The organism is Acinetobacter sp. YT-02 (genome assembly GCF_002412355.1).
GTDB classification, from domain to species: Bacteria; Pseudomonadota; Gammaproteobacteria; order Pseudomonadales; family Moraxellaceae; genus Acinetobacter; species Acinetobacter towneri.
The window spans coordinates 1-12704 of sequence record NZ_NOZT01000064.1 but is presented as its reverse complement, the minus strand read 5'-3'; the positions used below and the strand labels follow the sequence as shown (position 1 = coordinate 12704).

The following is a 12704-nucleotide window of genomic DNA, read 5'->3' as shown; positions in this document are numbered from 1 at the left end:
GCTACCCCAACAAAACAAGGTGGCTTAACTAGAGCGGAATATCACTTATAAATACGCTTTTAGTTGTTCAAACAAGTGGGACCACCTCTCTTACTTAGGATTAATTCATTATAAAGCCCTAATACAGTTAAGCACATCGCAAAGAAAAGATATAAACAAAAGTACCCAAACTGTAGTAAACGGAAATTTTTAATTTTACATTTAATCTTTATTTCAGAGTTATTTGTTGAAATATCAGAATATTTCCAACACTTTATTAGATTGGAAATAAAGTAAAAATAACGATCTGGATAGTTTTTAATTATGAAATCTGTATAAGAAGATGGTAACTTAACTGACTCATTTAAATCATCACTATCAATCTTCTTCAAAAAAATTGAAACTTTTTTAAGTTGACAAAAATAACTAATCATGCGAAAAAGTTTTTTTAGTTAACAGATGTTCACACATGCCTCGAATTGTTTCTGTACCACTTAGTTTAGAACAGCGAGAACGACTCATTTTTCTGGCCAAGCATGCAAAACATTGGCGTGAAAGACAACGTGCCCAAACTATTCTCTGGCTTTCTGAAGGTAAAAGTGTTGCGGAAGTTGCCACTCTACAAGAACGTATCCCAGAAACCATAAGGCTACAACGCCGACGTTGGGAATTGTATGAGTTTGAATCGATTAAAGAAGGTCATCGCTCAGGTCGGCCCAATACATTGATCTCAGACTATCAGGCGAAAATCCTAGATTGGGTCAATACAAGTCCACTCAATGCAGAACAAATCCGAGTCAAACTACATGAAGAATACGAAGTGTCCGTGTCTGTTGAAACCATTCGTAAGTTTTTACGTGATTCAGGTATGGTCTTCAAGCGTACCCGTCATAGCTTGAAAAAAAAGAGATCCGATTGCATTTGAACAAGCAACACAGCAGATTGAAAAATTACGAGAGCAAGCGGCACGTGGTGAAATTATATTAGGTTATGTTGATGAAACAGGGTTTTCATCTACACCTGATAACCGCTATGCATGGACAAAGATAGGTGATGTTCATGCGGTTGATGCAATAAGATTAAAACGAGTTAATGTCATGGGGTGTTTGCTTTCAACGGGGAAACTGGTGACAAGTTGTTTACAAGAGTCAGTTACAAGCACTTGGTTTTATGCCTATTTAACTGGAATAGCTCAACAAGTAAAACAGACGTATAACCTTCCATTGGTTCTTATTGTTGATAATGCCTCGATTCATAGAGGTAAAAAGATGGCTGATTACAGAGAGCTACTTAAAACTAACTTTTCGACGAATCTGTATTTTATTCCAGCTTACAGCCCTGAGTTAAATCGAATCGAGATGGTATGGAAGCAGATGAAATATTATTGGCGAGATTTTCAAGTCATGGCAGCTGACAAAATAGAGCAATGGGTTGAGAAAGTATCAAACCTATTCGGAAAAGAATACATGTTTACTTTTTAATGGAGACTTATATGTATGGCGATTTAAGAAATCTCTAAATAACTTATATTTACATTCTTAATTAAAAAAAATATGATCAAAGTTCAGACAGAGGATTTTGATATTTAATAAATATAAAAATGCCTCTTAGTGCCAACTTTGTCATGGATAAAACTTAATGCAATTAAATAACAATGGTTCTAGTACTGAACTAAGTACACTCGCACCTAAAATAATTCTTTCCCCTTTATTAAAAGCTATGGTGGGGACTCTTAAAATCCATCAACCAGATCATTTCTTCAATTATTATGGGCCTTCTCATAATTTGCATTTTGATGCCACCGCTTTTGTGTCTGCAGTATTTAAGCAGATCGGGACTAAAAACGATTCAAAGCCAATTTATAACATCATCAAAGATATTCAATTATTACCTGAAGATTCAAAACTCAGAATAAGCACTTTATTTGATAAGGAATCTGAAGCTAAAACTGCCCAGACCTATCGTGATTTAGACCAAGTGATGTCTGAAATTGTTCAGCAAGTACTTCAAAATGCTCCGACAGGTATGGCACTGAATTCTCTCAACCAATTCTTAGGCGATCTCAAATATTCTGATCCAGTGATTGCCAAAAAATCTCAATATCCTATGCAAGTCAAAGGGCAATCTAAAGTAGCTTCTTTGCAATATACAAACGACTTAAAAGCAAAAGATGGCGAATTGCGACTTTTCACTGTAACGGAAGAACTCAGCAAACCTAAATGGGTGAAAGAAGTTCGTGATGCTATTAAAGCCATCGTGAAACAGTCCTACTCAGCTGGCGAAAAGATGCCATTAGAGGTTGCTGAACGTATGGAGGAAATTCTTGATGCTGAATGTTCAGTTGAAAATAACGACATCCAAAATTTACTTCATTTTGTAGAAACTAAAGCACTACCACGAGCACGTATCCGAAATTGCTTCAAAATAATGGAGATCATTGCTGATCACATTGAGCAGAATGAACGAAATGAATTTAAACGTGAAGCTGCTGTTTCTTATATCCGTAAAGCAGTCGCTTTTTTTGAGATTTTCGGTGATCGAATTGCACCTTGGAATGATGAAACGACTGAAGCCATTAAAGACTATGGCATTGATTTTGGTGCTATCTATGGCGCTGTAGGTAAAGTTGATTTTAATGCATTACTAGCTTATGTAAATGCAACAGACGCATTACCAATTTGGGTAAAACCAAAAATTGAAATAAATGATAGTCGTCATGAGGATAAGGAAGGGCTCTCTCTAAAACGTGAAGTCACTTATGCCTTTCGGGTGAATGGTGAGTTTGTTAAAGAGGAAAAGGTAAGTTCTTTTAACTCTAAGTTGCGGATCAATTATAAGACAGACAAAGGGTATCGTTCGGACACGGATACCATGCTTACTGCTTATGAAGCTCGTCTGCATACTATCAATAAAGCATTGCTGCTGAAGGATATTGTGGATGATAAAGGTCAGCCGATTTCTGAAGATCGCTTAAGCAAAGAGTGTACAGATCGCGTTGCTCAAGTAGAGCTGTTTCAGCTCATTTTGATGTACTTCGTCCTGTCTGGGGCAGACATGAAGATTTCAGATTTTGAAGGGGCATTCAATAAACTGGTTGATGCATTCAAAAATCCTCAAAAAATCCGACTTAACCTTACTCGTATCTTAGACGAAAAGCTCAATACCGAAAAAATGCATGAGCGAATGGAGGCGATCACGTCTACGATCACTACAGCGCTAAAAGCGAATCTGGATTCCATCATTAGTGAGATGGAAAAGGATAGTAGTCTTAAAACTGTACTCTACATCCTTCCAAGTATTGTGAATCTAGATGTATTCAAGAGTTCAATTGGTGAAGATGCGGAACAGTTCTTTAGTATATTTAAGGGTAAAGAATCGAACTTTTACAGCTACATCTCGATGGTGGATGCTAGCCGTAAAAAGTTGGCGAAAATGAGCCAAGACGAATTCATTCGAAAGAATGATTATGCTCGTAAAGCCCTAAGCGAGATAGAGTTTAATTCCACACTGAAAATTCGAACGTTGGTACCGATTGAGAATCCTAATACCGACCTAGATCAATTTGATGTCGCTCGTAATCTGAATATTCCTTGTTTACCAGTATTGATGGTGCCGACCAACAAGAAGGTCAGCGACAATGGGCTGCCACATTTTTATCATCCTGAGAGCTTAAGTTATGACAACTTGTTATCTAAATACAAGGTCATGATTCATTATTCATCTAAGCTATTTCGATTGAGTGACTTAAAAGGCGGCCATGCTCAATTATGTTTGGATGAAAAAGAAAATGCTTTGATCATTAGTACGTCGTGTTTTTCGATTGCGATTCATCTATTCCTTAAACATCTGGTTAAAGAAGTAAAAAATCAACTGGGCATTGCAGAGCGCTTATATGTACCAGTAATGCGAATTGACTCAGTTGATGAACATGAGAATGAAGAAAAAGCCCAATTCCAAAGGAAATCTAAAAAGCTCCAGAAAGGTGGGTTTAATCCTGAGTGTAAACGAGCGTATGCCACCGCTTATACCCTTGAGAAGTTGCTGAACAATGATGATGCTATTGTGAAGGTACAGGGCCTTAAGTATCAACCAGATCCTATGCCTTATGGTAATCAAAATGGTGAGCGAATTTGTGCCCCGGTGAATCTCGCTATGGATAAAACAGTGACTTACCGTATTCAGGCTGCAATTGAAGCACTGTCAGGATATTCAGAAATCATCATCCCATTTGAGGGCACTAAGGATAAAATTGCCTGTATTAGCTATAACTCTCGACCTGAGAATGATGTGGAATTTAAGTATCGGCATCAGAAGGATTTGCTACTGCTTAAACCAGATTATGGCTACATCTGCTACGTCTATACACTTGAGCGTATCAACGATAAACAGGGTCGCTTATCACTACAGAGGGTCAGTCATGCCCCAGTTGCTGAAGACAATCTGAGAACAAGTAAGGCGATGCACCGTATCATCGAAAAACTGCAGTCAGATGGTTTTGAGGATGTTGTATTGCTTTCACACCATTTTGCACAGCGTAAGATCGGTAAGACTGAAACCAGCAACTTGATTCATGAAAGTGAAAGCGCTTTGGATCAACTTGATCAGTTGTTCCCGGATATGAATTTCTATCCATTCCAGTCTGATACGATCCCAGCACTGAGCTTAAAAACCAGTGATAACAGTAGTGTCTATGAGGTACCGCACCATCAGTACCATACGGCGATCATCAATAAAAAAGAATATAAACAATCTTTGTCTGTATATAGCTTTGCTACTAAACGTACTGTGGGTGTTCGTACTCAGAATGGTATTTGTTCGTATTTCTATATGCTAACCAGTCAGGAGGATTCTATTCATAACGATAAGCGAATCAGATTGCACAGTAAAATTATTGATGTGAATGATTCCAATGAAATGAAATCAATTCGCTCTGTATTGCGTGGTCTGCATTACTTTGAGTCTGAACGTCCTACAGCTGGCAAAAACTTCACTCCGGTACTTGAGCCTTCCCATATTCGTGGCACCACTGGCATTCAAGAGCTTGGTGAAGTCATCGTGTCGAGTCGTCTAAATAAAGGCGAAGTCGTCATGAGTCTGCCAGCCTTAATCGGCAAGCTCGAAGAATACGTTATTCTGAAGAATGAAGACTTGATTGAGCCAATCGAGCCGACTCCAGAGGGAGCTGAAGAAATTTTAGCGAATGATGTGGAGTAAGCGCCGTGGTGAACAATGAAGCCAAAGTTTGGGGCGAGGTTTATGAGATCGCTGTTAAACGTGGTTCGATTATGGCTTTGCTTGATGCAAAGCTATTATCAGCCAGCCATCCTGTAGTAGCAGAATGGAATAGTAAACAGATTGCTGATGTCTTTCAGGAAATGAAGGAAGCGCTATATAGCGATGTCATTAATGCCGCTATCCATGAAAATATCGAAAGCTATTTTCAGCAACTGATAAAAACTGGATTCGGGCATGGTTATACCAATACTCGTGAGTTTCTAAGAAAGATCAAGCCAAAAGGTATTGCAAGGGCCAAAACGGCGAATGCAAGACCAAATTGGAGCTTATCTGGCATCTGGTGTCCATTGATAATGCCAAATGATATAACCCAGACCACTGTAGATGACTACACAACTGAGGAAGAACATATTGCTATTAAAGCCTTCAAGGATAAGGCGTTGGAAACATGGAATCAGCAATTCAGTCTTACTCACGCTAAAATGTTTGGTAAGGGTATGTTTGGTCGTGCTGATTTCTTGGCGGTAATCAAAGTCAAATCCAACTATCATGTGCTGGTTCAGGAATATTCATTATTTTACGTTTTAGGTGAACCAGAACAATTCAACGCCAAGGATTCTTGTACCTATTTGCAAGAGTACAAGCGTTACATCAAACATTCTGAATCCCAAAGTGTTTTCTCATACGTGAATGCAGAAGCTCAAGAGATCCCATTTAAGTTCTCAAAAAATCTACGTGAATACTTGAGAGCCTATGTCCGTAAGGAAAAAGTCCTATTTAAGATGGCGCAAGGCTGCTCGTATGCAACCACTTTTGTTGATTCTTTTAAATGGAAGTTTGAACAAGATGACATGCCAAATATTCGTCTGAGTGTGATGGCGATTACCAGCCGGGGAAGTGAATACATTTCTGCTGAATTTGCGGATAAAGGTAAATCCCCAGAGCTGGAAATTATGTATCAGCTGGGCAAGGAGTATCAGGATAACGTTCTGAGTCTGGACGATATGGATGAACGTACGAAACTGCAAGTTGAGATTCTGAATTATCTGGTGAATGAACCTGTCAAAAACATCTCGGAAATCGTGTCCAAAAATATTAGCGATATTTCCTACGGTCAGGATCTTACTTTCACTATTACCGAAAGGCTTAAGGATTTTGTGAATCCTAACCAGCCACTGGCTTTAGAGTGGGTTTTTGACTTGATAGATCGGCAAGTCGATGACGAAGACCATAACCAAAAACTTAAAGAGATGGTGCTGGCTGAGTTTAAAACAATTCGTAAGGGAAAAATTGAGAATAAAACTTCATTCACCTTACGTGATTTGCATAAATGCGCCGTAGTACTGGCACTGAAGGAAAGTAAACAAGGTCGGGTGAATTTCATCTGTTTGACTGGTACGCCGGGGATTGGGAAAACATCGAGCGTTAAGACTTTGCTGGCAGATTTGGAAGGCTTTTTTTTCTTTTATACCAGTCCACGAGTGTTGATTAACGATGATGTGGTGGGTGATCTATCTAAAATCTCAGCCACGATTACCAGTAACAGTGATGTGGTGACACAGGCACAGCAAATCTATTCGAAGATTCACAATAAGGATTGTAAGGTGAATGCTCGTGGTGCCGCTATTGTGGGTGGTGTTGAAAATCTGAAGATAGATCATGGCTCAAGTGTTCTATTGTTCAAACAAGATGAATACCGGAAGCTCAAAGACCTGGAACAGAATGCAAATGCCAATAGACGCTATGCCAATACCTCAGAATCTAAAATTACGGCAACCAATAAGAAGTTTGCCAGAGTGTTTGATTCATTAGGGGAAGCGACCCAGCAATTGCTTGGGTTCCATCCAGAGCTCAATAAGCTGACGATGACTGTAGCAAGTCAGGCATTCATGCCATATAACACCACCCCAGCTGGACCACGAAACCCAAGGGAAACCCAAAATAAAACTGTGGCAGCTTCCAGTTTGGATGGGTTGGAAAAAATGTTCCAATACAAAATCGATAAGAAGCCGACAGAGGCCAAAATCGAACGTAGAGAGTTTGCCAAAAAGTTCCCTAACATTGTGGTGATGTTTGATGAAATTACAGGGGATTCAGGCACACGTACTTTTATCAATGAGATGCTGAAATTCCTTTCCAAAAACTTCATTGAACCGTTTCAAGGTAATTCACCATTTACGGTGACTGTGATTCTTGCTGATGCATCCCTCAGTAATGTGAATGCAATCCAGAACTACATGAAGAAACAGGATCAGTTACCAGCAAAAATGTTCATCTCTCCATCTTTGGGTAATTTCCCATTCAAGATGCAGACTGCAGATCTGGATGATGGTAACTGTGTTCGTTCAAGTATCCATATCATGGCGAACTGTTACCCGGCAAGTGATCTTAAAATCCAATATATGCTCAATCAATACGCCGTAGTCCCTGAAACAGATGATTTCGGCTTGGATAAGAACCTGACTCATCTATTTCGCCAGAAAGCTGGGGAAAGGACTCAACAGACTGCTATCGAGCTTATTCAAAAGAATCTTGAAGATGGTAAAAAGCAAGTTATCTACTTTGCTCAGGATAAAAATGCACTGGCTGCACTCAGAGATGCATTAGTCGATGAAGGAGTGGTTGAACGTTCTAAGATTGGCATTTTTGATAGCCAATTAATAGGATACCACCGTTCAGAGTTGCTGGATCGCAAAGAGACATTGCAAGTCGTACTGATTACTTCGACTGCAGCTAGGGGTATTTCGTTCCCGAACTGTGATTCAATCATTGCTGCCATGCCTCGTTTCGCAATTGAAGCCTCTTTGATGGAAATCGCCCAGCTTGTTTACCGGGGACGTGGTGGATATTTGGATAAAGAGAAAAATGAGTGGGTCAACGGCGATGAACGTGATCGACTGCTGACGATTCTGGTAGAAGATTTCTACTTGGTATCTAATGATGAAACTCAGACAGAGCTTGAATATAAAGTTAAGAGCTCATTGGATATGCTCTCTATTTTCATGCTGATCCGTGGGACTTTATATACTCGTATCACTGGGGATGCTGGCTTTAAGAAAACTCAGATTGCCATGATTCCAATTGGTGAGGTAAAGGATAGAGCCAGTGATAAACCGGGTCTGGCATCTTTAATCAGGGATTTCATGAAGGACGTGAATAGTGTTCTGTATAAAATTGCTGCAACTGAAGGTGAGCTGGTTGGAAGGCTTAAGGCAGTGGTAGAGAAGGCCCAAACGGTTTACTCAGCAAATAAGCTCAGTTCCACCTATAGCACTAAGACCAACAAATACCGAAGTTTTTACACACCTACATTAACGCCTGAGTTAAAAGAACTTCAATTCTACGAGAAATGGTGCCGGGACAATCATTCGCTTAAGTCCAGATTACTCACTATTAGCAATCAGGAAGATGCTTTGACCATTCCTGAAAATATCTATATCTGTGGGCCTATGATCATGGAAGATCGCTCAAACTTCGGTAACAAGGAGTCGTTTGATATTGCCAATGACAATCTCTCACAAGATTCTTTAAGAAAGTTCCTAAATGAGTTAATCGCCCTGCAGAGGGGATACCCTCAGTTGAATGCTTATAAGAACATTCAAAAGCATATCAGGGAGATCACGAATATGATTTCTTCTGTTCTTGAATCAGAAACGGATAGCTATACAAAGGAAGTTGAGCAACAGGGAATGATGCGTAAGCTCTGGGTGACGTACCCGGTAGCGGCAAACGAGTTGGTTAAACTTCAAGACAAAAGCTTTGATAAAGACTGGTTTGATGCATTGAGCTTTGAGCTGAGAGTGAGGAATGCAGAGTTTCTGGTAATGGCAGAATATAGGGATCATCCATTTCGTGGTACTCAGCAATTATCAGGACATCCAGTGTTTGAAAGGTTGTTCGAGCAGACAAATTTCATGCTTTGTCGTGAATTAAACTTGGTGAATACTTTGACTATGTTTAATGAATGATCCAAATTATATTATCTATTTAGTAGAGGATTAATGTGCATATACCTACGGCACAAGAACAACTTAAATTTCTAAAAAATATTCAGCTGATTTTACAGTCAGGTAGTTTTAGTAGCACTTATAAATTTGCATTGCTAATTAGCCTAAGCCGATTAGCAATTGAAAAAGGTGAAGATTCAGGTGAGAGTCTATTACTCGAATATACGGATATCGCTGAGAAGTTTATCGAGCTGTATTGGAAGCAAGCAGTACCCTATACCTTTAATGATGAAGGGCAGCTGATTTTAAATCAGAATAATGGTAAGCAAGCAGCGATTGTAAATCGAATCATTGGGCTTCGTCAGAGTTACTCATCCCTTGGACTGTTAAGACGAGATTCATTGGTGTGGTTGAAGCTAGTTAAAGATGTCGCTCGCACTGTAAAAGACATGCCAGTCCGCTACTTGCAAAACATCAATGGTCAAAATTTTGAGTTTTTATATCAGCTTGATCGGTGTGGAAAGCAGCTCATCCTTTTGCCTCAAGTCATGTTTTGCTTACGACAGTTCAGTGAGATCATTGAAGAGCTTTGCCAGAAACGTTGGATTGACTATATCCGTAAGAACAGCAGCAATGCAGCCATCTTGAATCAATTACCTAATCTTGAACAATTCATGTTTGAGCCGAGTAGAAACCAGTTGAATGCGGTAGCAAATGTATTGGTCGAGCTGCAAGACTGTAAATGCTTCTACTGCAGTAAACCGATGCGAAATGGCAATTACGCCGTTGATCATTTCATTCCATGGTCTATGTATCCATCAGATACAGGGCATAACTTCGTATTGGCAGATTCAAGCTGTAATTCTAAGAAAAGTAATTTACTGGCATCTGATGAATTTTTTCATAAGTGGCTAGAGCGTAATGAAGAACAGGATTTGATTATTGTGGATCGGATATCTGTGTTGGGATTTCTGACCGATAAAGAACGCTCACGTAAGGTGGCTGAGTGGGCGTACGTTCAAGCAAAAAATAATGGATATATTTACTTCAGCTCATAATTGAAGTTGTTAAGTTAAGGTTACTGCTTACTCGACATTTCGATATTTAATCTATCGATCAATAAGTTTTATTGCTTTAATTGAAAAAGTTTTAATAAAACTATTTACAAGATGGTTTGGAAGAGCTACTATTTGCTTAAGGAAATTTGATAATAGTTTTTACAAAACCATATTTGGAGTAATTATGAAACTAAATGAGATATGTTCAAGTATTACCGTTGGAATCAATAAATTCAATGATATTCATGAAGAGAATTTAATCCAAGTCCGTTTATTGACAGGTCAAAGCCTCAACGATAAAGGCTTTCTAGATGTAGATACTCGTACAACGAAAACAGTATTTGTCGATGAGGAGCTTATTGAAAAAAAGAAACTAAAAGAAGGTGACATTGTTTTTTTATCAAAGGGCACAAATCTACGAGCTTCAATTGTGACTACAGAACAGGAAAAATTAAATTTATTTGCTCCTGCAACATGTCTAGTCATCAAGGTAGATTCGGAAGTTGCTTTACCAGAATTTTTAACTGTTTTCTTAAACAGTGAATATGGTCAAGCAGTACTCAATAGTCTGAATAAAGGTACGACGATTATGAATATTCCTGTGAGCAGTCTAAAGGATATTGAAATTTCAGTACCAGACTTAGGCATACAGCATAAATTAGCAGAAGTATTTCACAAAAATAATCAAGTCTTGCATGCAATAGAGCAACTGAAATTTCAACAAATTAAAGCAACCAATGCCGCTTTTCAAAAGTTGATGGCCTAAATAGGAAATTAAAAATGAAAAATACAGTCGAATATTTAGATGCCTTATCGACTATGACAGGCACGATGACACGTAGTGATGCATTAGAGCTATTTATTTTGATTGCTTATCTTGTAAAAGAGAATAGAGAGGGAAGTGAAAATATTCTATTATCAACACACGATAACATCTCAACTTTTATTTCTGATTTTGTAGCGGAAAAAGAATTACACTGGTTTTCAAAGGATGTAATTCGTTGGAACGCCAATCAGCTTGTGAATATTGTTCAGGTGTTTTTAAGCCTGCGGGAAGAGTGTCCGAATAATCAAAATTATGGTGAAAAAGCTTTTGAAGTATTAAAAGCTTTTGCACTTAATTCAAATAAAAATTGGGGCATATTTAATATTGATTCACAAAATATCCTCAATATTTTTAAAGTGGTCGTTGGCTCAGTAGAGGATAAAACACTTTACGATGGGGCATGTGGTCTAGGATTATTAGCACACGAGCTTAATACTCAAAAGCCTATATTACGTGATATCAATGAAGCAACAGTAGGGATGACAAAACTGCTTTTTGCCTTAAGTGAAAAAGAGGCAGATATTCAGCGGGCAGATTCATTAAGTGAAGGCTCTTCAAGTTATGGTGTTGATCTTGTAGTGAGTACGCCACCAGTCAATATGAGGGTCTTAGAATCCTTGGTAGCAGGACAAAATTATTTAAAAGAATTATTTATTACTGCTCGTATTCCTACCAGTGCATCTGAGAGTCTGTGGATTCAACAAGCACTATATAACTTAAATGCGCATGGTAAAGCATACCTTCAGATTATCCCTGGCTGGCTATTCAGAGGTGGGTATGATGCAGAATTGCGTGAAAAAATAGTGCAATTAAATTGGGTCGAAGCTGTTGTTTTACTTCCTGCTGGTATTTTGACTGATTCAAATATTGAAATGAGTTTACTTATTTTAAATAAAGCCAAAGCTAAAGATACCATTCGCATGGTGGATGCACGAGGTTTAGGCGAGCGTCAGCGTAGAAAGCTTCATTTAAGCCTGAATGATGCACAGAAAATTAAGGAACTGCTCACTGTTGATCAGGAGAATGAGTGGTCAAAAAATGTCACTATCCAACAGGTCAAAGCCAATAAATATAGCTTACACTGTACGGAATATTTTGATGTGCATATTGAAGTTGAGCAGTTAGATCTTGAGCATGAGCTTGCAGTACTGCAAGAAAAGCAACGTCAGTATTTGAGTGTGAAGGATGAATTTAATCAGCTCTTAAACAACATTTGAATGAGTAATCTTACTTAAATAAATGTTACTCATATCACTGAATTTAGATTTAAACATTTGAAACAAATTTCAGGTGTCAGAGCGGAGTCATGATGAATCAGCTCTCACCCAAACGTATGTTCACTAAAAAATTAACCGCATTTCATCAAACAGTACCGATTACTACACAGCAGGCAAATAGCCTATTAGAAAAAGCGGATAGAGCCCTACAGTCTTTTATGGCAGAAAAATCTAATTCATATTTAATGCCAAATGATTTGTATTGTTCATCTATGGTACTAAATTTATCCACTAAATAAGCTATAGGCAGAGCATGGTTAACGTGCTCTGTTTTTTCATGAAAAACGATAAAGTGGTTTATTGATTTCAGTGTGCCGCAGCAAGCGGCGTAAGAGATGAGGGTATGGCCCCTCGCTATCGGCTTGCAGGAGCAGGTAGCAAA

8 protein-coding genes are annotated in these 12704 nt (G+C 38.6%); 7 read left to right on the top strand and 1 reads right to left on the bottom strand.

Annotated elements, in window-relative coordinates; genetic code table 11:
* Nucleotides 1–448: 448 nt before the first annotated feature.
* From CF596_RS13345 to CF596_RS13315, 7 genes are all read left to right on the top strand, one after another.
* The gene (locus CF596_RS13345; RefSeq protein ID WP_004973749.1) at nucleotides 449–904 is read left to right on the top strand and encodes a helix-turn-helix domain-containing protein; all 456 of its coding nucleotides are present in this window, start codon (nucleotides 449–451) and stop codon (nucleotides 902–904) included.
* Complete coding sequence (locus CF596_RS13340) at nucleotides 894–1460, top strand: IS630 family transposase (RefSeq protein ID WP_143228696.1); 567 nt, start codon at nucleotides 894–896, stop codon at nucleotides 1458–1460. Before CF596_RS13345 ends, CF596_RS13340 begins: the two co-directional genes overlap by 11 nt.
* 157 nt (nucleotides 1461–1617) lie before the next feature.
* On the top strand, nucleotides 1618–5193 hold the full coding sequence (locus tag CF596_RS13335) for a hypothetical protein (RefSeq protein ID WP_096902754.1): 3576 nt from the start codon (nucleotides 1618–1620) through the stop codon (nucleotides 5191–5193).
* Between the two features lie 5 nt (nucleotides 5194–5198).
* Nucleotides 5199–9182, top strand: coding sequence for a hypothetical protein (locus CF596_RS13330; protein WP_096902753.1), 3984 nt, complete (start codon nucleotides 5199–5201; stop codon nucleotides 9180–9182).
* Between the two features lie 29 nt (nucleotides 9183–9211).
* Nucleotides 9212–10219, top strand: coding sequence for an HNH endonuclease signature motif containing protein (locus tag CF596_RS13325; protein WP_171325011.1), 1008 nt, complete (start codon nucleotides 9212–9214; stop codon nucleotides 10217–10219).
* 184 nt (nucleotides 10220–10403) lie between these two features.
* The gene (locus tag CF596_RS13320; RefSeq protein WP_096902751.1) at nucleotides 10404–10985 is read left to right on the top strand and encodes a restriction endonuclease subunit S; all 582 of its coding nucleotides are present in this window, start codon (nucleotides 10404–10406) and stop codon (nucleotides 10983–10985) included.
* Between the two features lie 14 nt (nucleotides 10986–10999).
* A complete protein-coding gene (locus CF596_RS13315; RefSeq protein WP_096902750.1) occupies nucleotides 11000–12262 on the top strand; it encodes an N-6 DNA methylase in 1263 nt (420 codons plus the stop codon).
* Nucleotides 12263–12407: 145 nt separating this feature from the next.
* Here the strand turns inward: CF596_RS13315 and CF596_RS14835 are convergent.
* A partial coding sequence (locus CF596_RS14835; protein ID WP_206780810.1) for a hypothetical protein occupies nucleotides 12408–12704 on the bottom strand: 297 nt, incomplete at its 5' end.

Coding starts and splice junctions, on each gene's coding strand:
- CF596_RS13345 (WP_004973749.1), top strand. CDS start 449: ATGCCTCGAATTGTTTCTGTACCACTTAGTTTAGAACAGCGAGAACGA.
- CF596_RS13335 (WP_096902754.1), top strand. CDS start 1,618: ATGCAATTAAATAACAATGGTTCTAGTACTGAACTAAGTACACTCGCA.
- CF596_RS13320 (WP_096902751.1), top strand. CDS start 10,404: ATGAAACTAAATGAGATATGTTCAAGTATTACCGTTGGAATCAATAAA.
- CF596_RS13315 (WP_096902750.1), top strand. CDS start 11,000: ATGAAAAATACAGTCGAATATTTAGATGCCTTATCGACTATGACAGGC.